The organism is Streptomyces sp. SudanB52_2052 (genome assembly GCF_964272415.1).
GTDB classification, from domain to species: Bacteria; Actinomycetota; Actinomycetes; order Streptomycetales; family Streptomycetaceae; genus Streptomyces; species Streptomyces olindensis.
Window position 1 is genome coordinate 1134578 of record NZ_OZ186796.1, and the last position, 15603, is coordinate 1150180.

The window sequence follows — 15603 nt, forward strand, 5'->3', positions numbered from 1 at the left end:
TCCGTGGTGGGCGCGTCGGGGGGCATGTCGCCGGTCGACGCTCGGGTTCAGTCAGGGGGCAAGGACCCTGCTGCTCGGTTCAACGGCCCTGGCGCGGCCCCCTGGGCCCGGCCGGGGCCGCCGGCCGCCTGCTCCGGGAGGGGCGGCAGGCCGAGCAGGTCGCGGTAGCAGTCGTCGACGGCCGCGCACATCGCGCGGGGCGCGAAGGAGGTACGGACCCGCCGGCGGCCCTGCTGCCCCATCTCGGCGGCCTCCGCGGGATGGTCGAGCAGCCAGGTGACCGCCCGTGCCTCGCGCTCCGGGTCGGCGGGTGGCACGAGCAGGCCCGTGGCACCGTGCTCGACCAGATCGGGGACACCGTTCACAGCCGTGGCGACGACAGGGCGAGCGGTGGCCAGCGCTTCGGTGAGTGCCCGGCCGAGGCCTTCGTAGAGCGACGTCGTCACGAAGACGTCCAGCCCTGCCACCAGCCAGGAGGCATCCGGCCGGTACCCGCCGAAGGTCACGTCGACATCCAGTTCCGCGGCGAGCCGCCGGACCTCGCCCTCCAGCGGCCCGTCGCCGATCATGACGAAGGCGGTGCCCGGGTGATCGGCACGGATCGCGGCCGCCATGCGGATGAAGTCCCCAGGTGCCTTCTGGTAGTCGATCCTGCCGACGGTGCCGACGAGGGGCTTGTCGCGCGGCACGCCCAGCTCATGGCGGGCGACCGGGTCGAAACGCTCGGGGATGTGCCCCAGATCCACGGCTGACGGCACGACATGGACCCGGCCCGGCGGGGCCAGGCGCTCTTCGACCGCCTCCTGCGCCACGCGGGGCGCGACGGCGAGAAACCGATGCGTGAAGCGCCGTGTCGCACGCTCCAGCCAGCGGTACGCCGTCCGCCTGCGGCGGGACATGTACGGGTGGAAGCTGAAGCCGTGGAAGGTGTGCACCACCACCGGTGTGCGGCACAGCCGTGCGGCGGCCCGCCCCAGGAATCCGCCTTTGCCCGAGTGGGTGTGCACGACGGTGAACCGCTCGCGGCGCATGAGACGCACCAGCCTCCAGAGCACCAGAAGGTCCACGGGGGTCAGGGTGTGACGGAATCCCGGCACCTGGACCGTGCGCAGTCCGGCGGCACGCGCCCGCTCCCAGAGGTCACCCCCCGGGACCCCGGCGATCCACACCTCGTACCGCTCGGGGTCCATTCCCTCTGCCGACAGCAGGGTGTTGCCACCCGCTCCCGCCGTGAAGCGGGTGATCACGTGAAGGACCTTGATGCGCGGCAGCGGCGGTGGTGTCGGCAGCGTCACCACCGGGGCCACCTGCGGGGGCGCGGCGGGCCAGCTTGCGGCTCCTGCGGCGGACCGCCCCGAGCCGGTCACGAGCGTCCCCTTCGTCATGATCGACCACCGCCTCGAATGCGTATATTTACGACGTATACGTACATCTTCGCCTATCAGGCGCCACGGGTCAATCCGTCAGAAGCTGGTCATATGTGACCAACCGGAAGCGCGCCGGAAGGAACGCCCATGGCCCTCGCCGACGTGAACGCGATCGAGCGTCTCCTGGTCTGCCCTCGTTGCCTGGCACCACTGCTGGCACGGCCCGGCGGCTTCAACTGCACCAGGCCCGACTGCCTCTACCACGCACCCCTGGCGTTTCCCGTCGCCGGCCGGTGGCCGGTCCTCGTCGACTTCGAGCGCAGCGTCGTCGACCGCGAGGCGCTCATCGCGACGTCCGGCGGCACGAACTCCCGAGGGGCGCGCCCCGCCGGCGCCGACGGACTTCCGGCGCCGCTGCGCCGCATCCTCAAACCGCCCAATCGCGCAGCGGCCCGGAACATCGATCTCCTGCTGCGCGCACTTCCCGGCCGCGCGTCGCGGCTGCTCGTCGTGGGTGGGGCCACCGTCGGCAACGGCGTGGGCGCGATCTACCGGGATCCGCACGTGCAAGTGATCGGATTTGACATCGTGGGCGGTCCCGTGACCCAGTTGATCGCGGACGCCCACCAGATTCCGCTGCCCCCGGCGAGCGTCGACGCGGTGCTCGTTCAGGCCGTACTGGAGCACGTACTCGATCCGCCCCGGGTTGTCGCAGAGATCCACCGGGTCCTGCGGGACCGTGGGCTCGTGTACGCCGAAACCCCGTTCTTGCAGCAAGTCCACGCCGGTGCCCACGACTTCACGCGGTTCACCGCGAGCGGCCACCGTTACCTCTTCCGCCGCTTCGAGGAACTCGCCTCCGGCCCCATCACCGGTCCGGGCACCCAACTGCTCTTGAGCGTCGACCACTTGGTCCGCGGACTGACTCGTTCGGCTCTCGCGGGCCGCGCGACGCGGGCGTTGCTGTTCTGGCTGAGCGCCCTGAACGCCTTGGTGCCCGAGCGCTACGCGATGGACGATGCCACCGCCTTCTACTTCCTGGGGCGCAAGCGGGACGGCGAGATGTCGGCCGCGGAGATCCTGACCTACTACCGCGGAGCACAGTCCTGACGCCGCCTCGGCGATCACAGGGAAGGCACCGGCTGACGCGCGGCGGCGGCCGCGATCATGGCCGCGAGACCGTCCCGTACGCCCGTCGAGGGCCGGAAGCCGAAGGCCTCACGGGCGACCGTGATGTCAGCGGCGGTGCGGCGGGCGTCTCCGGGCGCACGAGGTGCCCGCACCACACGTACGGAGGCGCCCAGCAGCCGAAGCAGCCCGATGACCTGATTCATCGTCACCTCGGATCCGCCTCCCACGTTCGCCACACCGCTCCACGAGGAGTACGCGGCGTCGCGCATGGCGGTCACCACATCCGCGACGTAGGTGAAGTCCCGGCTCTGCTCACCGTCTCCGTACAAGGTGAAGGTCTGATGTGCGAGGGCCGCGGTGATCAGCCGGGAGAACGCCATGTCGGGTCGTTGCCCGGGACCGTAGACACTGAACAGGCGAAGGGAGACGGCGGGCACCCCGAAAGCGGTGCGATACGTCTCGCAGAGGTGCTCTGCGGCCAGTTTGGTCACGCCGTACGGAGACACCGGTCTGGGGCGCACCGCCTCTCCGGTCGGGTACGCCTCGGCATCCCCGTAGACCGAAGAGCTGGAGGCGTACACGAGCCGTGCCAGCTGTGTGGCGCGGGCCGTTTCCAGGACGCGCTGGGTGACGAGGATGTTGCGCTCCACGTAGACGGCGAACTCCGGTCCCCAGGACCCTCGTACGCCGGGCTGCCCCGCGAGGTGGAAGACCACGTCGGCATCGGCGAAGAGCGGCTCCAGCGGCACCGCCAGCAGATCGTCCTGCCGGAAGGTGAAACGGTCCCGGCCGAGCAGAGGGCGGAGGTTCTGCCGCTTGCGCACGGGGTCGTAGAAGTCCGTGAGGGCATCGACGCCCGTCACGTCGTCGCCGCAGGACAGCAGGTGTTCGCAGAGATGGGAGCCGATGAATCCGGCTGCCCCGGTCACGACGGCACGCATCAGGATCGGCCTCCCTCGGTGCACCGCGCCACGTCACCGGCCGCCCCGGCGCAAGAACCCCGGGGCCGGTCCCAGGCGGCGGACAGGAGATACCACGGTGTGCGCGCGGCAAGGCGCAGCACCGTGAAGGGGGTGATGCGCGCCAGAAGCTCCGCGTCCATCGCGGCCCGGCGCGGGAGCATGACCTCGAGGTAGTACCTCTCCGGATCAGGCCTGCCGTCCAGCAGCGCCGCGTCGGAACGTGAGCGAAGCTGGCACGGCCCTGTGAGTCCGGGGCGGTGACGGAACACCCAGTGGTACTGGGGCGGGTAGCGGTGAGCCAGTTCGGCGGCCTCGGGGCGCGGGCCCACCAGCGTCATGTCCCCGCGCAGGACGTTGAACAGTTGCGGCAGTTCGTCCAGGCCGAAGCGCCTCAGCAGCCGGCCCGCAGCGGTCACACGGGGGTCTGACATTCCGGTGAGGCCGGGGCCCGCGGCGTCCTGCCGCATGGTGCGGAACTTGTAGAGAGTGAACTCGAGCGCCCCCTCCCCCATGCGCCGCTGCCGGAAGATCGCCGGTCCGCCGCTCGTGCTGCGCACCAGGACGGTCAGGACCAGCAGCAGCGGTGACAGAAGGACGAGCAGCACCAGCGAAACGACTACGTCCAGGGCGCGGCGCGGCACGGTGAGAGGCACCGGCGTCATGTGCGGGAGAACCTGCTGCTGCGGATGACCAGTGGTGTCCAGGTGACCAGTGGTGTCCATGGGGGTGTCCCTTCATTGACTGCCGTCGTCATGACGCCGCCGCGGGAAGTTCCAGAGCCGCCGTCCAGCGGGACAGCCAGGCGTCGTAGGAGTACCGCCGTCTCACGACGGCCCGGGCACCGTGCCCCAGCCGCTCCCGGACGGCGTCCGAGCCGTCCAGCAGCCCCAGGATCGCTTCGGTCCATTCACCGTCGTCGCGGGCGGCCGGCATCCGGAACCGGCGCAGGATGTCGGCGTTCACCCCGAGGGGGCTGGCTACCGACGGCACACCCGCGGCGCCGTACTGGAGCAGCTTGTAGCCGCACTTGCCCAGGCTGTAACGGGTCGCCGGCAGGGGCATCAGGCCGATGTCGATGCCGGACAGCACGGTTCGCTCGGTGTGCGGGCTCCAGGCGACCCGGTCGACGAAGGCCTCCAAGCGGCCGAGTGAGCGCCGTGTCGTGCCGACGAGCGTCAGGCGGGCGCCGCTGCGCCGGTGGATCTCTTCGAGCGCTCCGGCCATCAGGAGCAGGTACGCCTCGTTGTCGCGCGAGCCGATCCAGCCGAGCCGCGGTGGGTCATGCAGGGCGTAAGAGGTCTTTGGCGCGTAGTCCTCCGGCTCCACGCAACTGGGGATCACCACGACGTCGCGATGGTGGTGCGCGGCCCAGTCCCCGAGGATGTCGTTGCCCGCGATGACACGGTCGGCGTGGTGCACGGCCGCCCGCGCCTTGGCGGCCTTGGGCGCCAGCCTGCGCGCCAGACCGCCGTCTTGGTCCCACTGGAGGGCGTCGTCGAAGTCGTACACGGCGAACTCCGCGCTCGAGAGCAGGCGCCGCTCCCACCAGCCGCGGCTGAGCGGGGATGCCTCCCGGTGCAGCAGCAGGCGCCTCGGGCGCGCGGTGGCGAGCCGGTGCAGGCGCAGTTCCGCCCGTGCCACGGCCAGGGGATGGCGGGCCAGACGGGAGGGCGCGGCGTCGGCCAGCGAGGCGTAGGCGCTCACGGTGAAGTCCGCGTCGACGCGGTCCAGCCATTCGAAGACACGGACCCGTGAGCTGCCGGCTCTGCGGCTGTAGGGAGTGACCGCGCAGTGGCTCGGATGACGGTCCATGGCTTCACATTCCACGCTCGACGCTGATATCGTACATTTACGCCGTAAACCAAAATATGCCTTGTCGTCCACCTGTGAGTCAAGGCGGCCGTCCGGACGGATGGAGGGTTCCATGGACCTCCGGGAATTCATCGACGTGCTGCGCCGGCGGTGGAGAATCGTCATGGTGTGCGGCCTGCTGGGACTGGCCGCGGCCGTCGCCGTGACAGTCATGACGCCACCCACGTACACGGCGAAGGCGCAGCTGTTCGTCGCCACCAATGACAAGGACAGCGCCGACGCCTACGCGGGCGGTCTGTTCACCCAGCAACGGGTGAAGTCGTACACGAGGATCGCGAACAGCCCCACGGTGCTCGAGGCCGTCATCGCCGAGTTGGACCTGAAGACCACGACCGGGCAACTCGCGAAGAAGATCAGCGCGCAGGCGCCACTCGACACGACCCTGGTCGACATCCGGGTACAGGAGAGGTCCGCCGCAAGCGCACAGGCGATCGCCGACGAGACCGCCGTCCAGTTCACGAAATACATCGACAGCATTGAGAAGGCGGCCAGCGACGCGCCACCCGTGATCAAGGCCAGCGTCGTCGGTGAGCCCGGGCCGCCGTCGGCGCCCACGAGCCCGCGTCCGGCGCTGAACCTGGCGATCGGGCTGCTCTGCGGTCTCGTCGTCGGTATCACCGGCGCCGTACTGCGTCAGTCACTCGACACCACCGTCCGATCGGCTGGCGACGTCCGCCGCCGCCTGGGTCTCCCGGAGGTGGGCGCACTGCCGAAACCCGTCCGGCGAGGCGCTCATACCGGCCCGGTCGCCGGCGGAACGCCCCGGGACGAGGCGCTGAGCCAGCTTCGCGCCCGTCTTCCCTCCTCCTCCGACGGGCGCGTGCCGAGTTCGCTGCTGATCGCGAGCGCCCTGCCCCGCGAGGGCAGGACCGCGACCGCCCTCGACCTGGCGGTCAACGTCGCGCGGACCGGCCGACGCGTTGTCCTCGTCGAGGCGGATCTACGCCGACCGCAGCTGGCTCGGACACTCGGCCTGGCCGGAACAGCCGGACTGGCGGACGTCCTCACCGGTGAGGCACCACTCGACGGCGCCCTCCAGAGCTGGGGCGACGGGCTGCTGCGGGTGCTGGCAGCCGGCACTCCAGCACCGGATCCCAGCGCACTGCTCTCGTCTCCGCGCATGACGCAGCTGCTGCGGACTCTCGAGTCCGACGCGGATCTCGTGGTGCTGGACAGCCCTCCGTTGCTCCCCTACGCCGATGCGGCGATCCTCGCCCCGGCGACCGAGGCCGTGCTCCTCGTCCTCCGGGCCGGCAAGATCCGCTACGGCCTGGCGCACCGTGCGCTCGAAAGCCTGACCTCCGTCCACGCGCGCGTGATGGGTGCCGTTCTCACCGGCGTGCCCGCCGAGAGATTCCCCGGACGGCGCCCTGGCAGCGAGGCGAGGGAGCGAAGCCACGCTCCGGTCTCCGACCGCCGGCCGGCGCCGGTTCCCGACGGCGAACCGGGACGGGTGTCCGCTGGTGTCCGTTCCCCGGCCGGGCACCGCCGTTAAGGCACAGGGAGGCTCCGCATGTCGCAGGAGCAGTCCACCTCGGTGCTGATCATCGGCCTCCTGTCCCTGCTGGCCCTGATCCCGTGGGCGGCAGCCTTCCTCAGGGCCCGCACCTTCAGGGACTGGGACCTCACCGCGACTCTGGTCCTGCTGGTCGGAGTGCTGGCCAACGTGGACGCCGCGGCGTATGTGATCGGCTCGGGCCGGCAGGAGCAACTTGACCCCCTGGGCCGCACCGTGATCGGTTCGCCGGGGTGGGTGCACCAGATCGCCGTGGTCTCCAACGGCTTGCTGCTGGGCGTATGTGTGGCCTTCGTCCTCTACCGGCTGCTGGTCGCACGCGCCCGGATCAACGCCGCACCGCTCATCGCCTTCACGATCGTCCTGACCCTCGGAGCGTCCGACGGCCTCAACGGTCAGCCCCTGTGGAGTCCCAGACAGCTCACGCTGCTGGCGGCCCTGCTCGCGGCAGCGGTCGGGCGTCCAGGACGCTCGGCGCTCCTTGGTGGCACCGCCGTCGCCATGGTGTACACCACGATGGGCGGGATCCAGGCGCTCATGGAACCGGCCGACGTCCTACGCCCCTGCCGCGCTGACAACGCGTGCAGTGTTCTCGGAATCCACTACGCGGGCGTCTTCACCAACGAGAACATCCTGGGCCTGATGCTGCTCCTGTGCATCCCCTTCGCCTGGCTGAGTCTGCGCGGCACAGTACGGATCGTCCTGGCGTGCTACCTCGCCTTTCTCGCGGCCGCCACAGGGAGTGTGCTCGCCGGAACAGCGGCGGTCGCCACCGTGGTACTGCTGGCCGTGCTGCGTCCCCGACTCCGTGACGAGGAGACCCGAGGGGTCGCACGCGGTATGCCCGGACGCAGCCTCCTGGCCGTGTCCGTCCTTCTCCCCGCAGCCGTCCTCGGTGTCGTCGTGCCGCTCCGTCATGCGATGTTCGGCGACCTGAGGCTGCGTGCCTCCATCTGGGACATGGCGAAGGAGGAGTGGGCCGACTCACCACTGGTCGGGTACGGGGGCAAGGCCTGGTCGGCCAAGTACCCGCAGGGCGAGATTCCCGCCGCCGTCTCGCCCTCCCTGCACAACGAATGGATCGACGTGGCGTACGCCGGCGGCCTCATCGGAGCCGTTCTCCTCCTCATCCTGCTGGCATATCTCGTCTTCCGGGACGGAACCAGGGGAATACCCACCATTGCCTGCGTCCTGTTCCCCGTTCTGCTGAGCTCGGTCATGGAACGCCCGTGGGCCTTCGGCATCAGCAATGCGTTGACGTTCACCCTCCTTGCGGCCACGCTCGTCCCGACCGGTACGCGCGGGAGCACGACGACGCATGCGCCGGAGACATCCGTATCCCAGGGGCGAGTGCCTCCGGTCGGCACGCGTCACGAAACGCCTTGCTTCGACAGGTCAAGGGCTCGCAGATAATTGCTGTACCGAGGTGACAGGTAGTCCTCGTACGCGCCGTTCATCATCGCTTGGCGTATCTCGCGTATGCCGTCGACCACCCGGAAACGGTTGGTGAACGAAAGGGCCTGCCGGATGAGGGAGAAATCCACCCGGTAGTTCCGCGGGTCCAGTGACTCCCCGAGAACGTCGGCGACCGAACCTGGCACCTCCTGCTGGATCAGCTCGGCGAGATCCTTGATCAGATAGTTCTCGTTGTTCGAGCCACAGTTGTACACCGCGGCCGTCGAACCCGGCTTCGTGTGAAGGCACTTGAGGATCGCCGAAGCAGCGTCACGCACATGGAGGAAGGGCCGCCACTGGGACCCTCCGTGGACCACGAGGTGCCCCTGGGCGACGGCACTGGCCGTCATGATGTTCACGGCCAGGTCGAAGCGCATGCGGGGAGACAGCCCGTACAAGGTCGCGAAGCGCAGGATGCAGGGCTCCGGCCCGTTCGCGTGCGGTGAGAGAAGGTAGTGCTCCGCCAGCACTTTGGTCTGCGCGTACACCGACTGGGGATTGAGGGGAGACCAGACGTCGGCCTGTCCTCCTTCGGTGCTCCCGTAGTTGCTGCAGGTGGACGCGAAGACGATCCGGCCGACGCCGAACCTTCTGCACGCCTCCACGACCCGGATCGTCCCCAGGTAGTTCGTCCGCATGGCCAGATCCTCGTCCACCCCGCACGCGGGATCTCCGACGATCGCGGCAAGATGGACCACCGCGTCGACATTCGCCAGAGCCGTCTGCCAGGAGGCCGGTTCCAGCACGTCCCCCTGCTCGTACGTCACATGAGGCAGGGCGGCCCGCGTGTCCGACACGTGGCCGCTGTCCAGTGACACCACCTCGAGTCCACTGCGGGACAGCGTCTCGTTGACGAGAGAACCCAGATAACCTTGCCCGCCCGTGACGAGAACCCGTGTGATCTTCATTTTCTTGCCTTCCGGCCGTTTCATCGGTTACGCATTACCGGGACTCAGTGCGATGAGTTCTTTCATGCCGTCAGACGCCTTTCGCGCTCGGGCGCGCGAAAACTGCGGTGTCGCCCGACTGACGACGCCGTGCGATCTCGGGCGGGGTCGGGGGCAGCTCGGGACCACGGCGAAACCACCGCAGGTATTCCCGGTACACGGTGATCGTGGCCCGGAGTTCCGGGCGTTGCCCCCGCAGTGCCGCCCCCACCAGCCGGGCCACCGGTTCCACGGACAGGCTCATGACCGTCAGCAGCCATGCCTGGTGTTTCGGCCAGTTCCGGAACATGAAGCGGGTGCGGCTGCACAGCAGCAGATAATGCCGCCACGGTCCGAGTTGGGCCGAACTGACACGTCCGGCGTGATAGACCCGCGCTTCCTTGATGTGGTACGAGGGCCAGTTCAACCGCCGCGCCCGCAAAGCGAAGTCGACCTCCTCCAGATACAGGAAGTAGCCGTCGTCGAAACCGTTCAGTTCGGTGAACAGGGAGCGGCGCACCAGGAAGAACGCGCCGATGACCTGATCGACCGGGCCCGAGCGGGACAGTTCCTCCGGCCGCATGTGCTGGGGCGGGAAGACGGCGGGCACCAGCCGGTCGAGCCCTGTCATCCGGCCGGCGAAGATACGCGGGCTGGGGAACCGGGAGCAGGAGAGCTGCGGACGTCCCTGTTCGTCCACCATGCGCGCCCCGAAGATCCCGAAGCCTCCCGCGGCGGGGGTCCGCAGAAACTCACCGGTGATCCGCAGCGTGTCCGGACAGAGCTCGGTGTCCGGGTTCAGGAAGAGCAGGAACTCCGAGTCGCACAAGGCCGCACCCTGGTTGCAAGCCCGGGCGAAGCCGAGGTTCTCGTTGTTGCGCACCCACCGGACGGGCAGACCGGGGACGTGCGGGTCCCGCTCCGAGCCGTCGCTCGACGCGTTGTCGACGATCACCACCCTGCGGACGCGGAGCACCGACCGGTCGGCTCGGGCGATGGAGTGCAGACAGTTCTGGAGGTGACGTCCGGCGTTCCAGTTGACGATCACGATGTCGGCCGTGAGATGCCGCCCCGGGGTGGTCATGCGAACCCGTACCTGCCTGCCGCCGCGGAGTCCCGCTCCGGTCGCCCGGGCGATCCGTCGAGCAGCTGTCGCAGCGGCTCCAGGGTCCGGTTCCAGTCCAGTCGCCGTCCCTGTTCGTAAGCCGCGTCGCTGACCGCGGTCCACCGTGTTTCGTCACTCAGCGCGTCGATGACGGTGGTGAAGTCCTCCTCTGTGTAGGGCACCGATCCGCGGAGAAGGTCGAGGTGACGTCGCCAGGCCGGGACCAGGACGGGGAGCCCGTGGGCCAGATAGTGCAGATGCTTGGCCGAGAAGCCCTCCTCCCGGATCGGGTCCCGCGTACAGGTGATCAGCCCGAACTGATAGTCGCTCAGGACATCCGGTGACGCGTAGCCGCGGTACCGGATGCCGAGGGACGGGTCCGGAGGCGGGCCGCCGTAGACATCGATGTGGGGGTACAGCCGGCTGAGCCGTCCCAGCAGGGGGAGGTTGATGAACTCACCGCTGAGGGAGCCGACGTAGGCCACGCGCGCCGGACGTGCGAACCGCGCCCGGGTGTCCGAGGGGGTACAGCCCCAGTTGAGCTGGAGGAAGTTGTCCCCGCTGAGCCCGTAGTGCTTCTGGGCGTACCGGCCGTAGGTCTCCCAGGAGAACGAGAGGTGCTCCATTCCCTCCAGGAAGTCCTTTTCCCAGCCGCGGAACCTCCGATGCTGCCAACCCGTGAGCCGGCCCTCGTGAAACACCTCGTCAGCCCAGGGGTTGGGGCAGTCGTAGAGGGTCTCGGCCGAGGTGCCCGTCGTGAGGACACCCGCGTCGAAAGGGGTCTCACAGATGACGAGGTCGAAGTCGTCGAGTGCCAGGTCGGTCCGGAGGATGCGCCGACGCAGACGGTGGTCGCTCAGCAGCACGTAGTACGAGAGGTGACGCCGTCCGAAACCCCACCGCCGGGTGAGCACCCTGGACGCGATGTCGTTCGCGTACAGGGCCAGCTTCGCCGGGCGCAGGGACCCGGGGAGCATCCGGCCGGGGGAACCAGGGGTACTGGACGCCCGGGCCAGGTAGTTGGTGTCCACCAGGCGCACCTCGTGCCCGAGTTCCCTCAGGAACCGCTCGATGGCAAGGGGCTTGACGCTGTTGGCGTACCCGTCCAGCTGAGCCACGATCAGGACCCGCTTGCGCTGCCGCTCACCGGGCCTTTCCGAAGTGGTCGGGGTCATCATGCTTCCTCCTTCACAGGCACTCGCTCCGGCGTGTGCGGGGCTTCGGTGAGGGCGCGGGCCATGAACGACCACGCGATCCCGAGGCCGGCGAGCACGGGGAGGCCCGCCAGCAGCAGCGGCAGCGCGCCGTGCCATCCCAGCCTCAGCACCAGGAGCTCTCCGACACCGGCGGTGAGCATGGCCGACGCGGTCGCCGGCACCCAGCGCCGCGGCAGGCGCCGCTCACGCAGTCGCGCCAGCCTCCGGCACAGGACGACGAGGTACAGGGAACCCGCGACGATTCCGATCGAAGTCGCCACCACCACACCGATGACTCCGAACAACAAGGTCAGAGGCACCGTGAGCGCCAGGTTCACCACCGTCGAACACCAGGAGTACCGGGTTTCCAGCCCTGGGCGGCCGATCGCCCGGACGAAGCAGGTACGCATCCCCGTGAACGCCACCTGCACGGCATATCCGGCCAGCAGAACGGCGGCCACGGCTCCGCTGAGTGCGAGATCGGGTCCCAGCCACACCACGACCGCCGGTCCGACCGCCGTGGTCGTCACCGCCCCGTAGGTGAGAACCGCCGGCAGCCAGCGGGACTGCAGGACATGGAACTCCCGTACTGCTCCGGCGAGTCCCCCGGCGGCGTAGACGTGCGTCATCCGGGTGAGGATCGGGGGGAAGGCGTAGAGCGGCAGGCTGCGCAGGGCGGTCGCCGCCTGGTACCCGGCCGCGAAAATGCCGACGTACCGCACGGGCAGCAGCGCGGCGATCACCAGGGCGTCGATCTCCCCGTTGAGGAAGACGGTGAAACCCGACAACTGCATGCGGGAGGCGTAGCCGATGAAGTCGCGCCGCTCGGCCGGCTCCGGCAGCAGCGGTCGCCGGATGCGGATGTGCCGCGCCCCCGCGCAGAAGCCACCGACCGTCACCAGGGCGTATCTCATGGTGGTCAGAACAGCGAGCAGCAGCAGGTCTTGCCCGCCGTCGACGAGTACGACCACCGCGACCGCGTAGGTCAGACAGGATCCCGCGCTGACGGACGCCAGGCTGCGGAAGCGGGCGTTCGCCTGGAGCAGCGCGATGGCGGAGTTGGAGACCAGGGCCAGGGTGAGGAGCGGGCCGAGGATCAGCAGCAGTTGCTCGGCTTCCTCCGTCAGCCGCGGTGGCACGTCGAGGGCGCTCACCACGACGGGTCCGATCAGCGCGCAGAGTCCGGTGACGAGGGCGCCGAGCGCCAGGAAAACCGCCACCGACCCGACGACCAGTCGCCCCGTGCCGTCCCGGTCGCCGCGGGCGCCGTGGTAGGCGTAGAAGCGCGCGAGCGATGCGCCGACTCCCCCGTCCAGCACGGTGAGGGTGGCCAGGAACACCAGGATCAGCGACCAGACACCGAACCGGTCGAGTCCCAGCCGATGGATCAGGACGGGCGTCAGCGCCAGGTTGGTGAGCAGCGGCGCGCTCTGCGCGAGTGCGCTGAAGCCCATGCCGGAGACGAGAGTCCGTCCCTGGCCGACGGGAGCCCGCGGGTGGGCCGCCTCTCCGGGTCCGGGCGTGCCCCGAGGGCCCGGGAACGGCTTCGCATGGCGGCGGAGGCGCACGTGACCGCCTCACTTCCTTGTCCCGGGCGGGTTTCCGGTCTCGATCCCGTGGCACAGCGATCGCAGGCCGGCCCGGTCGAGGATCAGGACGTACTGGCGGTCGATGAAGTCGGACCGGACGATCGGTGCGGTGGTGAAGTAGGCGTCCCCCGAGTCCAGGTGCCGCAGGCCGAGGACGAGGTCCCGCAGGTCGCCGTTGGACAGCTGGTCGTCCACGCTCACGGTCCTGGCGATGGCGTCGAGCATCCGGTCGATCTTCAGGGGGTTGGTGATGCTCACGTCGTCGCGTATCTCACCGATGAGGGCCCGCAGGAACTGCTGCTGCCGTTTGATCCGGTCCAGCTCTCCACCGGGCAGACCATGGCGCTGCCGGACGTAGGAGAGCGCCTCCTCACCGTTCATGGTGTGGGTTCCCGCTGTGAAGTGCCGTTTCTGCTCCGGGTCGTAGGAATCCGCGGGCACAGTGATCGGCACACCGCCCACGGCGTCGGTGAGCGACCTGAAGCCATGCCAGTCGATGACGGCGAAGTGGTCGATCCTCACTCGCGTGAGCTGCTCGACCGTCTCGACGAGGAGCTGCGGGCCGCCCCAGGAGAAGGCTGCGTTGATCTTCGCCGATCCGTGTCCGGGGATGGGCACCCAGCTGTCACGGGGTATCGACACGGTGTACGACGTGCGCTCGCCGGGGCCGAGGTGAACCAGCATCAGAGTGTCACTTCGCTGGGCTCCGGCCTTCCAGAGGTCGGCCACGGCGTTGCCCCCGGTGGTGGGTTTCGCGGAGCGACTGTCGAGCCCGGCGAGCAGGAAAGTGGTGCCGTGGTTGTTCTTGCCCTCCGGATCGTCCGGCTTTGGGGGCCGCGGGCCGTCGGGGAACGCGTGGGGAATCCGCTCCACCTGGTCGCCGTAGTGGTTGGTGGCCCACCACACGCCGCCGGCACCGAGCGCCAGCAGACCGGCCACCGCGATCACCAGGCACACCAGCAGGGTCCGCAGCCGGCGGCGCGGCCGTCCGCCGCTTCCCGGAGCCTGTCCGGGCGGCCGCTGGTCCCGCCGGCGGCGCGCGAACATCAGCGGCCTTCCCCGTACGGGCGGGCCATGGCGGTACGAGGCCGAGTCGGCCTGCTCGGGTGAGCGTGCGGTCCGGTGGGCCGATCAGGCGTGAGCCGGGCGAGTTCCCCGCAGACCCGGTCGACCGCCGCCTCACTGAGGAAGGGGTGCAGAGGGAGGGACAGCAACTGGGGGAAGAGCAGCTCGGCCCCCGGCAGGCCATCGGGCGGAGTGAGGGCAGTGCGCTGGAAGTGCGGCAAGTGGTGCAGGGGAATGAAGTGGACGGAGGTACCGATGCCGCGCGCCGCCAGCGCCTCGACCAGTTCGTCACGGCCGGTCCCGTACTCCGCCAGCACCCGCACCACGTACAGGTGACGGGCGTGCCGCCCCGGGGCGGGGACGTCCAGCGGCTCGATCCCCGGAACGACCGCGAGCGCCTTGTCGTACCGTGCGGCCAGGGCGTGCCGCCGTCGCTGCCACTCCTCGAAGTGCTGGAGCTGGGCCCGCCCGATGGCAGCCTGTACATCCGTCATGTTGGCCTTCAGGCCGGCCTCCTCGACGGTGTACCGCCAGCGTCCGCCCGGCAGCATGCGCCGCCAGGCGTCGGCGGACATGCCGTGGAGCCTTGCGCGACGGATCCCCGCGGCCAGTTCCGCGTCGTCCGTGGTCACCATGCCGCCCTCTCCGATGGGCAGGTTCTTGGTGGCGTAGAAACTGAAGCAGGTCGCTCTGGACAGGCTTCCCACCGGCAGGTCGCCCACAGAGGTGCCCAGGGCGTGGGCGGCGTCCTCGACGACCCGCGCCAGGGGCAGCCGCGCGGCCTCCGCCAGCGCGGCCACCGGTGCCGGGGCTCCTGCGTAGTGCAGGACCATCATCGCCTGGGGGCGTCCGCAGCTCCGGACCGCTTCGGCGACCGTGGCCGGAGTCGGGGTCGCTGTGCGCGGATCGATGTCGACCAGCACCGGCCGGAGCCCGGCGTGCAGGACCGCGTGGGCCGCGCCGCAGAAGGTCACCGCCGGGACCAGTACCGTCGCGTCGGGCGGGAGCCGCAGGGCACGCAGCGCCAGTTCGAGCGCTGCCGTGCACGAACTCACCGCGATGGCGTGTTCGGCTTCGACGTACGCCGCGAACTCGCTCTCGAAGAGTTCCGTCTCATGACCGGTGGTCACCCAGCCCGAGGCGAGCACTTCCTGTGCCGCTCGCCGGGCCTCCGGACTGATCCGCGTCACCGCGAAGGGCACCTTCTCGACTGCGGACTCCGGTGCGAGCGGCGCGCCGTCGAGAGCGGGGGGTCGGCCGCGTCCGACCGGTCGCTGCCGGGGCCGCAGCCTGTGGATTGTCATGGCCTACTCCCCTGTGCTGCCTTCTCCGGGATCCAGCCCGCTATCCCGTATATTTACGACGTATACGTACAGATTCCTCCGGTTGCTGCGTAGAGTCAACAGGAGCACGACCACC

At 69.6% G+C, this 15603-nt stretch carries 13 protein-coding genes; 3 read left to right on the forward strand and 10 right to left on the reverse strand.

The genetic code is table 11. From position 1 onward, the window contains the following. Positions 1-47: 47 nt before the first annotated feature. Positions 48-1385: a glycosyltransferase gene (locus ACSUPV_RS04875; RefSeq protein WP_078651159.1), complete on the reverse strand. Its 1338-nt coding sequence runs from the start codon at positions 1383-1385 to the stop codon at positions 48-50. 129 nt (positions 1386-1514) lie between these two features. On the opposite strand from ACSUPV_RS04875, the gene ACSUPV_RS04880 reads away from it, so the two are divergent. Next, the gene (locus tag ACSUPV_RS04880; protein ID WP_436946994.1) at positions 1515-2477 is read left to right on the forward strand and encodes a class I SAM-dependent methyltransferase; all 963 of its coding nucleotides are present in this window, start codon (positions 1515-1517) and stop codon (positions 2475-2477) included. A gap of 14 nt (positions 2478-2491) precedes the next feature. Here the strand turns inward: ACSUPV_RS04880 and ACSUPV_RS04885 are convergent, their stop codons facing one another. Genes ACSUPV_RS04885 through ACSUPV_RS04895 form a run of 3 tightly spaced genes read right to left on the reverse strand, consistent with a single transcriptional unit; the run spans position 2492 to position 5272 of the window. After that, positions 2492-3439, reverse strand: a complete 948-nt coding sequence (locus ACSUPV_RS04885; protein WP_037770454.1) for an NAD-dependent epimerase/dehydratase family protein — start codon at positions 3437-3439, stop codon at positions 2492-2494. Beyond that, positions 3439-4182: a sugar transferase gene (locus ACSUPV_RS04890; protein WP_382610000.1), complete on the reverse strand. Its 744-nt coding sequence runs from the start codon at positions 4180-4182 to the stop codon at positions 3439-3441. Before ACSUPV_RS04890 ends, ACSUPV_RS04885 begins: the two co-directional genes overlap by 1 nt. Before the next feature lie 28 nt (positions 4183-4210). Continuing rightward, the gene (locus tag ACSUPV_RS04895) at positions 4211-5272 is read right to left on the reverse strand and encodes a glycosyltransferase (RefSeq protein WP_051649445.1); all 1062 of its coding nucleotides are present in this window, start codon (positions 5270-5272) and stop codon (positions 4211-4213) included. Between ACSUPV_RS04895 and ACSUPV_RS04900 the strand changes: the two genes are divergently transcribed. After that, entirely contained in the window at positions 5271-6827 is a 1557-nt protein-coding gene (locus ACSUPV_RS04900; protein WP_436946995.1) for a Wzz/FepE/Etk N-terminal domain-containing protein, read from the forward strand. The genes ACSUPV_RS04895 and ACSUPV_RS04900 overlap by 2 nt on opposite strands. An 18-nt stretch (positions 6828-6845) precedes the next feature. Then, positions 6846-8261 (forward strand): O-antigen ligase family protein, encoded by a 1416-nt coding sequence (locus ACSUPV_RS04905; protein ID WP_436946996.1) that lies wholly within the window; start codon positions 6846-6848, stop codon positions 8259-8261. On the opposite strand, the gene ACSUPV_RS04910 is transcribed toward ACSUPV_RS04905, so the two are convergent. The 6 genes from ACSUPV_RS04910 to ACSUPV_RS04935 all read right to left on the reverse strand — a co-directional run bounded on the left by ACSUPV_RS04910 (position 8219) and on the right by ACSUPV_RS04935 (position 15488). After that, positions 8219-9235 (reverse strand): NAD-dependent epimerase/dehydratase family protein, encoded by a 1017-nt coding sequence (locus tag ACSUPV_RS04910; RefSeq protein WP_359790378.1) that lies wholly within the window; start codon positions 9233-9235, stop codon positions 8219-8221. The two genes, ACSUPV_RS04905 and ACSUPV_RS04910, sit on opposite strands and share 43 nt — an antisense overlap. Positions 9236-9281: 46 nt before the next feature. Beyond that, positions 9282-10313 carry a glycosyltransferase family 2 protein gene (locus tag ACSUPV_RS04915; RefSeq protein WP_436946997.1) on the reverse strand — a complete coding sequence of 344 codons (1032 nt, stop codon included), beginning with the start codon at positions 10311-10313 and terminating at the stop codon, positions 9282-9284. Next, positions 10310-11512, reverse strand: a complete 1203-nt coding sequence (locus tag ACSUPV_RS04920) for a glycosyltransferase (protein ID WP_436946998.1) — start codon at positions 11510-11512, stop codon at positions 10310-10312. The genes ACSUPV_RS04915 and ACSUPV_RS04920 overlap by 4 nt, the downstream gene beginning before the upstream one ends. Then, positions 11509-12984, reverse strand: coding sequence for a lipopolysaccharide biosynthesis protein (locus tag ACSUPV_RS04925; protein WP_436946999.1), 1476 nt, complete (start codon positions 12982-12984; stop codon positions 11509-11511). Before ACSUPV_RS04925 ends, ACSUPV_RS04920 begins: the two co-directional genes overlap by 4 nt. 123 nt (positions 12985-13107) lie before the next feature. Continuing rightward, positions 13108-14166 carry an LCP family protein gene (locus tag ACSUPV_RS04930; protein ID WP_078651162.1) on the reverse strand — a complete coding sequence of 353 codons (1059 nt, stop codon included), beginning with the start codon at positions 14164-14166 and terminating at the stop codon, positions 13108-13110. Then, positions 14166-15488 (reverse strand): DegT/DnrJ/EryC1/StrS family aminotransferase, encoded by a 1323-nt coding sequence (locus ACSUPV_RS04935; RefSeq protein WP_078651163.1) that lies wholly within the window; start codon positions 15486-15488, stop codon positions 14166-14168. Before ACSUPV_RS04935 ends, ACSUPV_RS04930 begins: the two co-directional genes overlap by 1 nt. Positions 15489-15603: the final 115 nt, after the last annotated feature.

Coding starts and splice junctions, on each gene's coding strand:
- ACSUPV_RS04930 (WP_078651162.1), bottom strand. CDS start 14,166: ATGTTCGCGCGCCGCCGGCGGGACCAGCGGCCGCCCGGACAGGCTCCG.
- ACSUPV_RS04915 (WP_436946997.1), bottom strand. CDS start 10,313: ATGACCACCCCGGGGCGGCATCTCACGGCCGACATCGTGATCGTCAAC.
- ACSUPV_RS04910 (WP_359790378.1), bottom strand. CDS start 9,235: ATGAAACGGCCGGAAGGCAAGAAAATGAAGATCACACGGGTTCTCGTC.
- ACSUPV_RS04895 (WP_051649445.1), bottom strand. CDS start 5,272: ATGGACCGTCATCCGAGCCACTGCGCGGTCACTCCCTACAGCCGCAGA.
- ACSUPV_RS04920 (WP_436946998.1), bottom strand. CDS start 11,512: ATGATGACCCCGACCACTTCGGAAAGGCCCGGTGAGCGGCAGCGCAAG.
- ACSUPV_RS04885 (WP_037770454.1), bottom strand. CDS start 3,439: ATGCGTGCCGTCGTGACCGGGGCAGCCGGATTCATCGGCTCCCATCTC.
- ACSUPV_RS04935 (WP_078651163.1), bottom strand. CDS start 15,488: ATGACAATCCACAGGCTGCGGCCCCGGCAGCGACCGGTCGGACGCGGC.
- ACSUPV_RS04880 (WP_436946994.1), top strand. CDS start 1,515: ATGGCCCTCGCCGACGTGAACGCGATCGAGCGTCTCCTGGTCTGCCCT.
- ACSUPV_RS04900 (WP_436946995.1), top strand. CDS start 5,271: ATGGCTTCACATTCCACGCTCGACGCTGATATCGTACATTTACGCCGT.
- ACSUPV_RS04890 (WP_382610000.1), bottom strand. CDS start 4,182: ATGGACACCACTGGTCACCTGGACACCACTGGTCATCCGCAGCAGCAG.
- ACSUPV_RS04905 (WP_436946996.1), top strand. CDS start 6,846: ATGTCGCAGGAGCAGTCCACCTCGGTGCTGATCATCGGCCTCCTGTCC.
- ACSUPV_RS04925 (WP_436946999.1), bottom strand. CDS start 12,984: ATGGGCTTCAGCGCACTCGCGCAGAGCGCGCCGCTGCTCACCAACCTG.
- ACSUPV_RS04875 (WP_078651159.1), bottom strand. CDS start 1,385: ATGACGAAGGGGACGCTCGTGACCGGCTCGGGGCGGTCCGCCGCAGGA.